Origin of the sequence: Pannonibacter phragmitetus DSM 14782 (assembly GCF_000382365.1) — a bacterium.
In the GTDB taxonomy this organism is placed as follows: Bacteria; Pseudomonadota; Alphaproteobacteria; order Rhizobiales; family Stappiaceae; genus Pannonibacter; species Pannonibacter phragmitetus.
In genome coordinates this window covers 32860-46784 of the sequence record NZ_KB908219.1, presented here as the reverse complement: position 1 = coordinate 46784, position 13925 = coordinate 32860, and the positions used below count along the sequence as shown (strand labels likewise).

The window sequence follows — 13925 nt, the reverse complement described above, 5'->3', positions numbered from 1 at the left end:
ATTTTTTACGGATGGCGAGGACGAAGACCGGCGGCCGGTCAGGGAAGAACGGGTTCATGCCTTGCGGAGATCGTGATGCCCGCGCGCTGCAATCTCTCCACCAAGGGCTCCTCCCCGCCCTCCTCAAGAGCTTCGATGTCGTTGAGGAAGAGACCAGTTTCGGAGTTTATTTTAAAATGCATGATGCCATGAGGGTGCGGTAGCATTTTGACCATGGCCAGAAGCGCTGAACGACTATGCTGATCCACCAGCCCTTCGGGCAATTGCCTTACCCCATCAGATAGCAATAGTTTGACAAAAAAATCGGAGCTTTTCTCCGGCCATTGCAATTTTTGCTGCATGCGCTTGAATGTAGAAAGGGCCGTTATTTCTAGATATCCCTCATCCTGCACCTTAAGCTCCAAACTCTTGATGCCAAGATCTTTCTCTTGATGCGCCTGATTTGGCTCCAGGGGCAGCGTATCTTCGACGAGCTGAAGCCGTCCGGATATCTGGACGGCATCACCGGTTGGACCAGTGAAGCCGAAACGGTTCAGCTCCAGCCAGTCCCAATCCGGCCCTATCGCATAGTCAAAATGAAGGCTCCAGGAACTGGACTCCAAACTCTCGATCAACTCCACCATTTCAGCATCCAGGCCCGCCACAAGCGGTGTGCGCTGGCTGTTCTTGATGTCCAGCACAAGCTTCTGTGGTATCGATACGCGCCCGGGCTCGCCCCACGTCACGGCCCATACCACCTCATCCATTTCGATCTGATAAGGCAGCCCCTTTCCGAAAAAGGAAAAGCCCCCCTTGCGCAGCACGCAACGCCCGTTTTCCTCGACTGGAACCATGTCGGGGCGCGGCTCAATCCTGCGCCAGATCTGCAGTTCGTCGAGCAGTGTCACAGCATAGGCGAGATCGGCCGCACAATCCGGCTTTTCGGCCAGCGTGTCAGCGGCAGCAGGCAGGCTGCCCAGAGCGATCAGAGCAGCGGCTGCAAGAGAGGATTTCATAGGGACTCCGCGCGAAACCATGGCCGGAACGAGCGCGATAGTTACAAGCAGGAAGATGCAAGCACACGCTCCGGCGATCCATTCAAGGCTGCATCAAAGAGGCCATGCAACCCTTAAGTCATGGCCTTATAAGTGCCGACGCTTGCGCGGAGCTTACTTCAGATTTTCAAGGGAAGAAGATGGTGGGTGCACAAGGATTCGAACCTTGGACCGTCTGATTAAGAGTCAGATGCTCTACCAACTGAGCTATACACCCATCTCGTCGCGGCGGCGTCAGCGCCTGTCCGCTTCGGATGAGCGGTGTATACCCACCACCTTCCGGACATGCAAGAGGGTTCGATGAAGTTTTTGTGGCGCCTGTGTAAAACTTTTCAAGGCGCTCAAAAATCCGCAGAAATCCGCCACATTTGAAAGCCCACCCTGCCCTTCCGCAACTTTCGGCAACGCAAAAGGCCATCCGTTGAAATAATCAGAATTTCCGCTTGACCAACCCTCGGCACCAATACTAGTGTGCAGCGCAACTGCAGCACCTGCCGGAGGGTGGGCTGCGGGATGAGAACTTGTCATGACCGGCCTTTACAGCAAGACCGGCAGTCAGGAAGCGGGACGCCCCATGGCGATGCAGATTTTCGCAGCTTCACAGCTGCTTCTGGTAGTAGGAACGCGCGCGGCCTGAACGGTATACCGTTCGGAACAGGCTGGCGCGCAGCAAGGGCTCCTCGGGAGCCCTTTTTCGTTCCAGCCCTCCGGACACACTTCAAACACGGCAAGATCAAGAGATTTCGGATCAAGAAGCCAAGGCAAGGAAGCAGACGATGACACGGGAGATGACCGGAGCCGGCATGGTGCTCCAGGCGCTTAAAGACCAGGGTGTGAAACATATCTTCGGCTATCCCGGCGGCGCGGTACTGCCGATCTATGACGAGATCATCCAGCAGGACGACATCGAGCACATCCTTGTGCGGCACGAGCAGGGCGCAGGCCACGCGGCAGAGGGCTATGCCCGCTCCACCGGCCGCCCCGGCGTCGTTCTGGTCACCTCCGGCCCCGGCGCGACCAATATGGTCACGGCGCTGACCGATGCGATGCTCGATTCCATCCCGCTGGTCTGCATCACCGGCCAGGTTCCGACCCATCTCATCGGCACCGACGCCTTCCAGGAATGTGACACGGTCGGCATCACCCGCAACTGCACCAAGCACAACTGGCTGGTCCGCGATGTCAACGACCTGCCGCGCATCATCCATGAAGCCTTCTATGTCGCCACCTCCGGCCGTCCCGGCCCGGTCGTGATCGACGTTCCGAAGGATGTGCAGTTCGCTACCGGCACCTATCAGGGCCCGACCGCCAACCCGGCAGCGGCGCACAAGAGCTACCGCCCGCAGATCAAGGGCGACCTCAACGCCGTGCGCCAGGCCATCGAGCTGATGGCGAGCGCGAAGAAGCCGGTCTTCTATACGGGCGGCGGTGTCATCAACTCCGGCCCGCACGCCAGCCAGCTGCTGCGCGAGCTGATCCAGCTTACCGGCTTCCCGGTCACCTCCACGCTCATGGGCCTTGGCGCCTATCCGGCGTCGGGCGCAAACTGGCTCGGCATGCTGGGCATGCACGGCACCTATGAAGCCAACATGACGATGCATGACTGCGATGTCATGATCTGCATCGGCGCGCGCTTCGATGACCGCATCACCGGCCGCATCGATGCCTTCGCCCCCAATGCCCGCAAGATCCACATCGACATCGACCCCTCCTCCATCAACAAGGTGGTCAAGGTGGACGTGCCGGTCATCGGCGATGTCGGCCACGTGCTGGAAGACATGGTCCGCCTGTGGCGCTCTTCCGGTGCCAAGGCCGATCCGGCCGCGCTCAAGGCCTGGTGGGCACAGATCGATCAGTGGCGCGCGCGCAACTGCCTTGCCTACACGCCCAACAGCGACATCATCATGCCGCAGTATGCGCTGCAGCGCCTGGCCGAACTGACCAAGGGCCGCGAGACCTATGTCTCCACCGAAGTCGGGCAGCACCAGATGTGGGCGGCGCAGTACATCGGCTTTGAATCGCCCAACCACTGGCTCACCTCCGGCGGCCTCGGCACCATGGGCTATGGCCTGCCGGCCTGCATCGGCGCGCAGGTTGCCCACCGCGATGCGCTCAGCATCTGCGTGGCGGGCGATGCCTCCGTGCTGATGAACATGCAGGAAATGTCCACGGCGGTGCAGTTCAACCTGCCGGTCAAGATCTTCATCCTCAACAACCAGTACATGGGCATGGTGCGCCAGTGGCAGCAGCTGCTGCATGGCAACCGCATGTCCCATTCCTACATGGAAAGCATGCCGGACTTCGTGAAGCTGGCCGAAGCCTATGGCGGCGTCGGCTTCCGCGTCGAAAAGCCGGGCGAGCTGGATGATGCCATCCGCGAGATGATCGCCGTCGACAGGCCGGTGCTCTTCGATTGCCGCGTGGCGAACCTCGCCAACTGCTTCCCGATGATCCCCTCGGGCAAGGCCCACAACGAAATGCTGCTTCCCGATGAAGCCAATGACGAAGCGGTGGCCAATGCCATCGGTTCGGCAGGCAAGGCACTGGTCTGAGGCAAGGAACCGTCATGAACGCACAGAACGTCAACGCCCCTTCCGCCTATTTCATGGCCGAAGTCAGCGACAAGATCGAATCCCACACCCTATCGATCCTGGTGGACAATGAGCCGGGTGTGCTGGCCCGCGTCATCGGCCTGTTCTCGGGCCGCGGCTACAACATCGACAGCCTCACCGTTTCGGAAACCGAGCATGAGGCGCATCTGTCGCGCATCACCATCGTCACCACCGGCACGCCGATGGTGATCGAGCAGATCCGCCACCAGCTGGACCGGCTGGTGCCGGTGCACCGGGTCACCGACCTCACCGTGCAGGCGCGCCTTGGCAGCAACGACAAGCCGCTGGAACGGGAACTGGCGCTGGTGAAGGTGGCAGGCCATGGCGAGAAGCGTCTGGAGGCCCTGCGCCTTGCCGATGCCTTCCGCGCCACGGTGATCGACGCAACGACGGATCATTTCGTCTTCGAGATCACCGGCCGCACCTCGAAGATCGAGCAGTTCATCCAGATCATGAAGCCGCTGGGGCTCGTTGAGGTCTCCCGCACCGGCGTCGCCGCCGTCCAGCGCGGCGCCGAAGGGCTGTAAGCTTCTCCCGAAAGGCCCTGTCAAACCCTGCAAGGCCATAGACGCACGCGCCGCAACGCAATATACGGTCACCGGCTCCAGCCGGTGACCGTTTTCCGTTCCGGCCCGCCCCTCTCGGATTGCTGACCGCAAGGTCCCACAAGGAAGGCTTAGAAGCCCATGAGCAACGGTTTGTCCCGGCCGAAGAATCAGATCCGCTGGCTGCTGCTGGAGGGCATTTCCCCCACGGCGAAGGCTGTGCTGGACGCCAGCGGCTATCACAATGTCGAAATGCTGCCGAAGGCGCTCGACAAGGAGGCGCTGATCGAGGCGCTCAAGGGTGTGCATGTGGTGGGCATCCGCTCGCGCACGCAGCTGACCCGTGAAGTCATCGAGGCGGCCGGAACGCTGGTCGCCATCGGCTGCTTCTCGGTGGGCACCAACCAGGTGGATCTGGCCGCCGCCCGCGAGCGCGGCATCCCGGTGTTCAACGCACCCTTCTCCAACACCCGCTCCGTTGCCGAGCTGACCATTGCCGAAATCGTCATGCTGATGCGCGGCGTCTTCGAGAAGTCCACCGCAGCCCACGCCGGGCGCTGGATGAAGACGGCCACCGGCTCGCGCGAAGTGCGCGGCAAGACGCTGGGCATCGTCGGCTACGGCAACATCGGCACCCAGCTGGCCACGCTGGCCGAAGCCATGGGCCTCACGGTCATCTACTATGACAAGGTGGACAAGCTGCGCCACGGCAACGTGATGCCGGTGGACACGCTGGACGAGCTGCTGTCGCGCTCCGACATCGTGTCGCTGCATGTGCCGGACACGGCCGAGACGCGGAACATGATCCGCGCCGAAGAGCTGGCGAAGATGAAGCCCGGCAGCTTCCTCATCAACAATGCCCGCGGCAAGGTGGTGGACATCGACGCCCTCGCCGCCGCACTGAAGAGCGGCCATATCGCCGGTGCGGCCATCGACGTGTTCCCCTCCGAGCCCAAGTCGAACAACGACGAGTTCGTCAGCCCTCTGCGCGGCTTTGCCAACGTGATCATGACCCCGCATGTGGGCGGCTCGACGGAAGAGGCGCAGGAGCGCATCGGCGAGGAAGTCTCCCGCCGTCTCGTCGAGTATTCGGACGTGGGCTCCACCGTGGGCGCGGTCAATTTCCCGCAGGTGCAGCTGCCGCGCGGCACGGATGCCACCCGCTTCATCCAGGTGCACCGCAACGTGCCGGGCGCCATGCGTGCGCTGAACGACCTGTTCGCCCGCAACAACCTCAACATCCATGCCCAGTACATGCAGACGGTGCAGGAAACCGGCTATGTGGTGCTGGATGTGGACGGCAAGGTGGAGAACTCGGTCGATATCCTCGAGGAAATCCGCGCCCTCCCCGGCACCATCCGCGCCCGCCTGCTGAACCGGGTGTGATGGATCAGATCTGATGAGACACGAACGGCGCAGGGCATGGCCTCGCGCCGTTTGTTTTTTTGGGGGGAGAGCTCCGTCCCTCCGTTGTCATCCCCTCGCAGGTGGGGATCCAGTATCCCGGGCACCGGCTATCTCCTGAACCGGGTGTACTAGATCCCGGTCTTGCCGCTTTGCGCCAAACCGGGATGACAGTGGAGAGGCTTTGCCCCTTCAGCAGCCGCAATAAATTCTTGTCACCGCAGCAATATCCGGTTTGACAGGACCGCCGTTCCGGCCGATTTTCGGCACTCTGCGGCACCAGCCGCCTCATTCCATTGCCGGACGCCCGCCATGACTGCCTCCCGCCTTTCCGTGAATGTCAACGCCATCGCCATGCTGCGCAACCGGCGCGATCTGCCCTGGCCGAGCGTCACCGGCATGGCGGCGATCGCGATGGAGGCAGGCGCCAAGGGCATCACCGTGCACCCGCGCCCGGACGAGCGGCACATCCGCAAGAGCGATGTGTTCGATCTGGCGGAGTTGATCGAGGACCGGTTCCCCAACAAGGAACTGTGCCTTGAGGGCTATCCGACGCCGGACTTTCTCGATCTGGTGGAAAAGGCCCGGCCCGATCAGGTGCTGTTCGTGCCCGACGCGCCGGACCAGACCACCTCGGACCACGGCTGGCAGTTTGGCGCGGACAAGGCGCTGCTGAAGGAAGCCATTACGGCAGCACGCGAATGGGCGGTCACCGTCTCCCTGTTCCTCGACCCGGACCCGGCGCTGGCAACTGAGGCTGCCGCCATCGGGGCGGAGCGTATCGAGATCTACACAGGCCCCTATGGCGCCTGCTACGACAGCCCGGAGCGGGCGAAGCTGGAGCTGGACAAGGTGGCAGCCACGGCAGAAGCGGCCCGCGCCGCTGGCCTCGGCGTCAATGCGGGGCATGACCTGACGGTGGAAAACATCCCGGCGCTGATCAAGCGTGCCCCCTTCATCCGCGAAATGTCCATCGGCCACGGCTTCACCGCCGACGCCCTGATCCACGGCTTCGCCGGCAGCGTTCAGCGCTTCCGCAAGGCGATGGGGGAAGTGTGACCATCCCCCCGACGCCTGAACCGGCCTCAAACAGCCGGTCCAGGCGAGGATCACCGGATCACTTTTCCAGAATGAACCTGCGGCCGATCGGCTGCAGCGGGCGGGCGTTGGCGGCGTAGATGGCTTCGAATTCCTTGATCGAGGCTTCGGACACCTTGATCGGCTCCTTCATCACCGTCCAGACCACGGTTTCCGAACAGGGCGGTGTCGTGAGGGAGCCTTCGTAGCGGAAGAAGTGCCGCGTGCCGGGCAGCATCGTTGCCGCATCCGCTGCGCCAACCTTCACTTCTTCACCGGCTTTGGCAGGCGCCTTGTCCATCACGGCCTTGAACAGGTCATTCTCCCCGCCCGGCTCGATCAGCGCGCCGACAACGGCCAGCGTGCCGTCTTCGGCCTGATGCACGAAGTGGGCTTCCATCGGTGCCTTCTTGCCGTCGATGGCATGTTCGGACGGCGTGTGGAAGTGGAACTGGCGCAGCACGTAGGACTTGCCATCCAGATCAATGGTGCCGCCATCCTCCGTGTTTGCCTGAATGGTGTGGCCATTGTTGACCACGGTCCAATGGGCATCCTTGTTCCAGTGGAACATGATATCCGCAGGCTCGGCCTTGACCGCATGGGTCAGATCGACGGGGGACTGCTCGTGCCCCGCTTCGCAGACCTCGAAATTCTTCGCAAGATCCGCCCAGTGGGCAGGCCCTTCGGCGCCCTCGTAGGTCCAGTGCGGCGAACTGGCAGCAAATGCTGATGTTGAAATGAGGGTTGCAGCAGCAACTGCAATCAGAAAACGGCTTTTCATCCTGGTCTCCTTGACCACCTCTCAGTCAGCGCTGAGGTGACACTGGAGTAAACCCGAAGAGGAGCCGCGCAAAGTTACGGATAGGTCATGACAAAGATGTAATCCGCCGCCAATCAGAGCGCGCAGAGAGAGGCAAATGCTCCGCATGGGGCTTGCCGAACACCCTATAAAGCAAGCCCATCGGGTGCTGGTTTCACTCCACCTTTGGCAGGGATTTGTCCTTGTCGCATTGGGCCAGTTTGAGCTGGCGGAAGGAATAAACGGCCGTGATGTACTGCGTGCCGTCTTCCTTTTCGGTCTCCACCTTCATGCAGCCGCAGGCATAGCCATAGTTGCCGTTCACGGCGCGGTAATCGCCGGCGGAGATATCGCCGATATTCTCCATGCCCAGCGCTTCCCGGTCCGAGCCCTGCGTGGCCAGAATCCAGTCTCCGTCCCGGTCGGTCAGCCACCAGTTGCCCGGTGTAGGGTTGACCACCCAGCCGCAGCGGTTCTCAGGTGCGGCAGAAGCGGGAGCCGCTAGCAGAGAGGCTGCAACGGCGCAAACACATGCATGCAAGGGAGCGATACGCATTGCCTGTCTCCTCATACCAAGGCTTTCGATGCCGATGCATTACGCCTTGAAAATGCTCCAGCATCGCAAGGACTTAATCACTGCTCGATGTGTCAAGCTCATCGGGCAGCGGTGTAAACCGGGAATCAATTGTTGATCGAGACGATGGCCCAGTAGCTCTTCACGCAGGCGTTGTCCTCGCACACCGGGCTGAGCCAGACGGCCCCATCGCCAATGGCGACGCCTTCGTCGGTCACAAGCAGATCCTCATAGGCGGCTTCCGCGACGATGCTTTTCGTCTCCTCAGTCACCAGCCGGGGGTATGCGGCGATGAATTCATCTGCCGTTTCAACGGAGTGGAAGGTGCCGTTGTTGTTGACCGGCAGGGGGAAGGCAGCAAGCGCGGCCACTTCTTCTCCCGTGCCCGTCACCAGCGCACGCCGAACGTCTTCCAGAAACGGATCGAGGCCCTTGGCATCGCCGAGGATGGTCTCGACCTGCTGATAGACATCCTCCGCGCTGGCCGCTGCGGCAGGCATGGCGGGCAGAAAGGCAAGAAACAGGGCAAGGACAGGCGTCTTCATCAGCAACTCCAGAGAACAACCGGACTGAAGAATACCCGTTTCCGGACCTGTGCGCCTGACAAACTTTGGGCTAAATAATGGCCCCGACCGGAACCGGACGCGCTTTCCCGCATTTCCTGTTCCGCAATGTCCGCTCTGCCGCTCATCCTGACGGCTCGACACCAGCCGGTGGCGGACAAAACAGCAGGGGTAGTGTCAGCAATGACCCCAAGCGGCGGCCCTCCAGAGGGCGGGACAAGTCTTCCTCACGATCATCTTCCCAAATCCAGCCACGGCATGCTCATGCTGGGCGCGGCCGGGGTGGTCTATGGCGACATCGGCACCAGCCCGATCTATGCCCTGCGCGAGACGCTGCGGGCGGCGGCGAATGGCGGCACCGTACCGCCCACAAGCACGGAAATCATCGGCTCCCTGTCGATCATCGTCTGGGCGCTGACGGTCATCGTCACCTTGAAATATGCGCTCATCGTGCTGCGCGCCGGCAACAAGGGCGAAGGTGGCACCCTGTCGCTCGCCATTCTCGCCCAGTCCGCCGCCGGACGGATGCGCCTTGCCGTTGTCTCGCTCGGTGTCATCGGCGCAGCGCTGTTCTTCGGCGATGCGGTGATCACCCCGGCGATTTCGGTTCTCTCCGCCGTCGAAGGCTTTGAACTCACGCTGCCTGCAGTCGAAGACTACATCATTCCGATCACGGCCGGCATCCTGATTGCCCTCTTTGCCGTGCAGCGTTACGGCACCGGCCGGGTGTCCATCATCTTCGGGCCGGTGATGCTGATCTGGTTCGCCTGCCTCGCCGCCGCTGGCGCGGGGCATGTCATGGATGATCCGGCCATCCTGCGCGCCCTCAACCCGCTGGAAGCCATTGCCTTTGCGCAGGCGCACAAGGGTGTCGCCCTAGCGGTGGCCGGTGCAGCCTTTCTGGCCGTGACGGGCGCCGAAGCGCTCTATGTTGATCTCGGCCACTTTGGCCGCAAGCCGATCATCCACACCTGGTTCGTGCTGGTGTTTCCCGCCCTTGTGATCAACTATCTGGGTCAGGGCGCCTATCTGCTCAAGACCGGCGGCTCCATCAGCCAGCCGCTGTTTGAGATGATGCCCGCCTGGGGCCAGACGCCGCTTGTGGTGCTGGCGACCGTGGCAACGGTCATCGCCAGCCAGGCGGTGATCTCGGGCGCCTTCTCCATGGCGCGGCAGGCCGCGCAACTGCATCTGCTGCCGCGCCTGACGGTGATCCACACGTCCGAGACCCAGTCGGGTCAAATCTACCTGCCGCAGGTCAACTGGCTGCTGCTCGCCGGTGTTCTGGCGCTGGTGCTGGGCTTTGGCTCGTCGGATGCCATTGCGGCGGCCTATGGCATCTCCATCTCAGGCCAGATGCTGGTCACCACCCTGCTGCTGGCGCTGGTCATGCGCGGCGTCTGGGGCTGGCCGCTGCCGGCGGTCCTGCTGGTCACGCTGATGTTCGCGGCCATCGACGCCACGTTCCTCACCGCCAACATGCTGAAGTTCCTGGATGGCGGCTGGGTGTCGGTGTTCATGGCGGCAGTGCTTCTCGCCGTGATGACCATCTGGACACGGGGCAGCCGGAAGCTCTTCGAGAAGACGCGCCGGATGGAAATCCCGCTGGCGGACCTTGCTGCCTCGCTGCAAAAAAGCCCGCCGCACCGGGTGCCCGGCACCGCCATCTTCATGACGGGCGACCAGGAGAGTGCGCCGACCTCGCTGCTGCACAGCCTCAAGCATTATAAGGTGCTGCATCAGCAGAACCTGATCATGACGGTGAAAACGCAGCCCGTGCCGCATGTGGAGGAAGACGACCGGGTGGAGATCACACCGCTGAATGATGACTTCAAGCTGCTCACAGTCAACTTCGGCTATATGGAAGACCCCAACATTCCCAGGGCCCTCAAGGCCTGCCGGAAGCAGGGCATCAAGTTCGACATCATGTCGACCTCCTTCTTCCTTTCGCGGCGCACGCTCATTCCCGCCGCCGCCCCGCCCCTCACCAGCCTGACAAAGCGGGTCTTCATCCAGCTGGCCCGCAACGCTGCCGGCACCACCAGCTTCTTCCGCCTGCCCACGGGCCGCGTGGTGGAGATCGGCACGCAAGTCGTCATCTGACCCTGAAGACGAGGCGGGCCAGAAATGGCACGCCTCACTTTCCGCCCCCATCCCCTTCTTCGCCTCTTGACGGCACATTTCCACTCGCCTAGAACCATGAACCGTACGGTACGGTACAGAAATTCCGGAGTAGTTCCTTGGCCAGTGCAGACCTTCACGACAGCTTGCCGGAAGAGGCAGCCGCCTTTTCCCCGCGCCAGCAGGCCGTGCTGGAATGCGCGCTGAAGCTGCTGGTCGAGGGCGGCGAGAAGGCCCTGACGACCGCAGGCCTTGCCCGCAGTGCCAATTGCTCCAAGGAAAGCCTCTACAAGTGGTTCGGTGACCGGGACGGCCTGCTTGCGGCCGTTGTCGCCTATCAGGCCAGCAAGGTGCACTTTGCTTCCGAAGCCGCCGCCACCGACGCCACCACCTTCAAGGCCCATCTCACCGGTTTCGTGCGCGAACTGCTGGAGGTTCTCTCCGGCGAGACATCGCTGGCGCTGAACCGGCTGGCCATCGGTCAGTCCAACCGGGATGATTCCCGGCTCGGCCGCCTTTTGCTGCTCAAGGGCAAATACACCATTTCCGCCCGGGCCCGCAGCCTGCTGGAAGCAGGCCGGTTCCGCGGCTTCGTCAAGTTCGATGATGCCGAGGAGGCCTATCAGGTGCTCTACGGCCTTGCGCTGCGCGACCAGCATATCCGCCAGATGCTGGGCGATACGCCGCGCCCGCGCGAGAAGGACATCGAAGCACAGGCCGCTTTGGCCGTGGACAGGTTCTACCGGCTGTTCGGCGCCTGACGCTGAAAGCCGGAGAAAGCAAAACGCCGCAGCCGGCAACGGCCTGCGGCAGGGATAAACGGGAGAAAGGAAGACCCATGCGTGTTTATTACGATCGCGATGCCGATCTGAACCTCATCAAGTCCAAGAAGGTCGCCATCATCGGTTACGGCTCGCAGGGCCGCGCCCATGCGCTGAACCTGAAGGACAGCGGCTGCAAGGACATCGTCGTCGCCCTGCGCCCCGGCTCCACCACCGCCAAGAAGGTCGAGGCTGACGGCCTCAAGGTCATGAGCGTGGCTGAAGCTGCCGCCTGGGCAGACCTGATGATGATGGCAACGCCGGACGAGCTGCAGGCCGACATCTACAAGGACCACATCGAAGCCAACATCCGTGACGGCGCCGCCATTGCCTTCGCTCATGGCCTCAACGTCCACTTCGGCCTGATCGAGCCGAAGTCCACCGTTGACGTGCTGATGGTCGCTCCGAAGGGCCCCGGCCACACCGTGCGCGGCGAATACGAGAAGGGCGGCGGCGTGCCGTGCCTCGTGGCCGTTCACCAGAACGCTTCGGGCAACGCGCTTGACCTCGGCCTGTCCTACGCCTGCGGCGTTGGCGGTGGCCGTTCGGGCATCATCGAGACCACCTTCAAGGAAGAGTGCGAGACCGACCTGTTCGGCGAGCAGGCTGTTCTGTGCGGCGGCCTCGTCGAGCTGATCCGCGCCGGTTTCGAGACCCTGGTGGAAGCCGGCTACGCTCCGGAAATGGCCTATTTCGAGTGCCTGCACGAAGTGAAGCTCATCGTCGACCTCATCTATGAGGGCGGCATTGCCAACATGAACTACTCCATCTCCAACACCGCCGAGTGGGGCGAGTATGTCACCGGCCCGCGCATCGTGACCGCCGAGACCAAGGCCGAGATGAAGCGCGTCCTCACCGACATCCAGACCGGCAAGTTCACCTCCGACTGGATGCAGGAGTACCGCGCAGGCGCCGCCAAGTTCAAGGCAACCCGCCGCCTGAACGACTCCCACCAGATCGAGGAAGTCGGCACCAAGCTGCGCGGCATGATGCCGTGGATCGGCAAGAACAAGCTGGTCGACAAGACCCGCAACTGATCCGGGCTTGCCGGTCCACGTTTCAAAACTGGTGCGGGCATAGCCCGCACCGGTGATCGGCAAGAACAAGCTGGTCGACAAGACCCGCAACTGATCCTGCAGTCAGGACGTAACGAACAAAATGATGGGCCCGTCACCGACGGGCCCATTTCAGACTGCTGACAAACCTTCGACCTCTCCATCGTCATCCTCGGCCTTGTGCCGAGGATCTAACCAAATCAATGGCTTGCAGATGGTCGGGACAAGCCCGACCATGACGAAAAAGGAGAAGCTCTGGCTTTGTCAACGACCTCTAATGGGCCCGTCATTGACGGGCCCATTTGCTTTGCAGGCGTCAAGGCCAGCAGCTGGGATCAGTTCATCAGGCTTGCACTGGCAGATGCGAAATACCGCTCGAACAGGGCGGTCACTTCCCTGTCGCGGGCTGCTTCCGTAGCCCCGCCAAGGACGACCACCATAAGCTGGCGGCCGTTGCGGCTGCCGGTGGCGACAAGATTGTATCCGGCCATGTCGATGTGCCCGGTCTTCAGGCCATCAACGCCCGGCACCTTGCCCAGCAGCTTGTTGGTTGCTTCGATGGTGCGGCCCCGGAACTGGAACGAGGGCTCGCTGAAATAATGCATGTGCTGCGGGAAACGGCGGCGCAGCGCCAGCCCCAGCGTTGCCATGTCGCGCGCCGTAGTCACCTGCCGGGTGTCCGGCAGGCCGGAAGCATTGACGAAGCGGGTACGGCTCATGCCAAGCTGCAAGGCCTTGCGGGTCATTTCGGCAGCAAAGGCGTCCTCGCTGCCCGCCAGCTGTTCGGCAACCGCCACCGCCATGTCATTGGCTGAGCGGATGGCCAGCGCCTGCACCGCATCTTCCACCCGCAACGAGGTTCCTGCAGCCACGCCCAGCTTGGCAGGCGGGCGGGAGGCGGCACGGGCGGACACGGCAAGCTGACTGTCGAGGGAGATTTCGCCCCGGTCGATCGCCTCGAACAAGAGATACAGCGTCATCATCTTCGTCAGCGAGGCCGGATAACGCGGTGCGTCGGCATTGAAGCTGTCCAGATCCTGCCCCGTCGCCATATCGAGCACCAGCACTGACTTGCCGCGCACTTCCGCCTTGGCAGGCGCCAGTGACACCGCGAGCGGCGCAGGAGCTGCCGTGGCCTGCACTGCGGGCACCGCAGCAACAGCGGCCATGGCGGGCGGGCGCGAGGCCTGCTGCGCGCTCTGGCAGGCGGCCAGCGTCAGGATGGCAAGACCGGCCAGCCCGGCGCGCAAAACGCGCAAGGGGGCCGTCGAACGGAAAACGGATGCAGTCACGCCGGGCACTCTCTCACCTTGTCAGCCG

The 13925-nt window shown here is 62.5% G+C and carries 12 protein-coding genes and 1 tRNA gene; 7 read left to right on the top strand and 6 right to left on the bottom strand.

Annotated elements, in window-relative coordinates:
* Positions 1-38 precede the first annotated feature (38 nt).
* A complete protein-coding gene (locus H163_RS0110210; RefSeq protein ID WP_026355696.1) occupies positions 39-995 on the bottom strand; it encodes a hypothetical protein in 957 nt (318 codons plus the stop codon).
* A 180-nt stretch (positions 996-1175) separates the two neighbouring features.
* Positions 1176-1251 (bottom strand) — tRNA-Lys (locus tag H163_RS0110205).
* Between the two features lie 559 nt (positions 1252-1810).
* On the opposite strand from H163_RS0110205, the gene H163_RS0110195 reads away from it, so the two are divergent.
* The 4 genes from H163_RS0110195 to H163_RS0110180 all read left to right on the top strand — a co-directional run bounded on the left by H163_RS0110195 (position 1811) and on the right by H163_RS0110180 (position 6654).
* The gene (locus H163_RS0110195; RefSeq protein WP_019964479.1) at positions 1811-3586 is read left to right on the top strand and encodes an acetolactate synthase 3 large subunit; all 1776 of its coding nucleotides are present in this window, start codon (positions 1811-1813) and stop codon (positions 3584-3586) included.
* 14 nt (positions 3587-3600) lie between these two features.
* Entirely contained in the window at positions 3601-4173 is a 573-nt protein-coding gene (ilvN, locus tag H163_RS0110190) for an acetolactate synthase small subunit (protein WP_019964478.1), read from the top strand.
* Positions 4174-4332: 159 nt separating this feature from the next.
* A complete protein-coding gene (serA, locus tag H163_RS0110185) occupies positions 4333-5577 on the top strand; it encodes a phosphoglycerate dehydrogenase (RefSeq protein WP_019964477.1) in 1245 nt (414 codons plus the stop codon).
* 330 nt (positions 5578-5907) lie between these two features.
* Entirely contained in the window at positions 5908-6654 is a 747-nt protein-coding gene (locus H163_RS0110180) for a pyridoxine 5'-phosphate synthase (RefSeq protein ID WP_019964476.1), read from the top strand.
* 58 nt (positions 6655-6712) lie between these two features.
* On the opposite strand, the gene H163_RS0110175 is transcribed toward H163_RS0110180, so the two are convergent.
* The 3 genes from H163_RS0110175 to H163_RS0110165 form a co-directional block, all read right to left on the bottom strand.
* Positions 6713-7453, bottom strand: coding sequence for a carbonic anhydrase (locus H163_RS0110175; protein ID WP_019964475.1), 741 nt, complete (start codon positions 7451-7453; stop codon positions 6713-6715).
* A 193-nt stretch (positions 7454-7646) separates the two neighbouring features.
* Positions 7647-8027 carry a DUF4087 domain-containing protein gene (locus H163_RS0110170; RefSeq protein ID WP_040678585.1) on the bottom strand — a complete coding sequence of 127 codons (381 nt, stop codon included), beginning with the start codon at positions 8025-8027 and terminating at the stop codon, positions 7647-7649.
* 125 nt (positions 8028-8152) lie between these two features.
* Positions 8153-8590 carry a hypothetical protein gene (locus H163_RS0110165; RefSeq protein ID WP_019964473.1) on the bottom strand — a complete coding sequence of 146 codons (438 nt, stop codon included), beginning with the start codon at positions 8588-8590 and terminating at the stop codon, positions 8153-8155.
* Positions 8591-8791: 201 nt separating this feature from the next.
* Here H163_RS0110165 and H163_RS0110160 point away from each other — a divergent pair, with 201 nt between their 5' ends.
* The 3 genes from H163_RS0110160 to ilvC all read left to right on the top strand — a co-directional run bounded on the left by H163_RS0110160 (position 8792) and on the right by ilvC (position 12587).
* The gene (locus H163_RS0110160; protein ID WP_051105363.1) at positions 8792-10711 is read left to right on the top strand and encodes a potassium transporter Kup; all 1920 of its coding nucleotides are present in this window, start codon (positions 8792-8794) and stop codon (positions 10709-10711) included.
* Positions 10712-10848: 137 nt separating this feature from the next.
* Complete coding sequence (locus H163_RS0110155; RefSeq protein WP_019964471.1) at positions 10849-11490, top strand: TetR/AcrR family transcriptional regulator; 642 nt, start codon at positions 10849-10851, stop codon at positions 11488-11490.
* Between the two features lie 77 nt (positions 11491-11567).
* The gene (ilvC, locus tag H163_RS0110150; protein ID WP_019964470.1) at positions 11568-12587 is read left to right on the top strand and encodes a ketol-acid reductoisomerase; all 1020 of its coding nucleotides are present in this window, start codon (positions 11568-11570) and stop codon (positions 12585-12587) included.
* 353 nt (positions 12588-12940) lie between these two features.
* Here the strand turns inward: ilvC and H163_RS0110145 are convergent, their stop codons facing one another.
* Complete coding sequence (locus H163_RS0110145; protein WP_244296137.1) at positions 12941-13897, bottom strand: D-alanyl-D-alanine carboxypeptidase family protein; 957 nt, start codon at positions 13895-13897, stop codon at positions 12941-12943.
* Positions 13898-13925 lie beyond the last annotated feature (28 nt).

What these genes read in the sequence shown, in the direction of transcription:
- H163_RS0110175 (WP_019964475.1), bottom strand. Translation starts at nt 7,453, where the DNA reads ATGAAAAGCCGTTTTCTGATTGCAGTTGCTGCTGCAACCCTCATTTCA.
- H163_RS0110165 (WP_019964473.1), bottom strand. Translation starts at nt 8,590, where the DNA reads ATGAAGACGCCTGTCCTTGCCCTGTTTCTTGCCTTTCTGCCCGCCATG.
- H163_RS0110160 (WP_051105363.1), top strand. Translation starts at nt 8,792, where the DNA reads ATGACCCCAAGCGGCGGCCCTCCAGAGGGCGGGACAAGTCTTCCTCAC.
- serA (WP_019964477.1), top strand. Translation starts at nt 4,333, where the DNA reads ATGAGCAACGGTTTGTCCCGGCCGAAGAATCAGATCCGCTGGCTGCTG.
- H163_RS0110195 (WP_019964479.1), top strand. Translation starts at nt 1,811, where the DNA reads ATGACACGGGAGATGACCGGAGCCGGCATGGTGCTCCAGGCGCTTAAA.
- H163_RS0110170 (WP_040678585.1), bottom strand. Translation starts at nt 8,027, where the DNA reads ATGCGTATCGCTCCCTTGCATGCATGTGTTTGCGCCGTTGCAGCCTCT.
- ilvC (WP_019964470.1), top strand. Translation starts at nt 11,568, where the DNA reads ATGCGTGTTTATTACGATCGCGATGCCGATCTGAACCTCATCAAGTCC.
- ilvN (WP_019964478.1), top strand. Translation starts at nt 3,601, where the DNA reads ATGAACGCACAGAACGTCAACGCCCCTTCCGCCTATTTCATGGCCGAA.
- H163_RS0110210 (WP_026355696.1), bottom strand. Translation starts at nt 995, where the DNA reads ATGAAATCCTCTCTTGCAGCCGCTGCTCTGATCGCTCTGGGCAGCCTG.
- H163_RS0110180 (WP_019964476.1), top strand. Translation starts at nt 5,908, where the DNA reads ATGACTGCCTCCCGCCTTTCCGTGAATGTCAACGCCATCGCCATGCTG.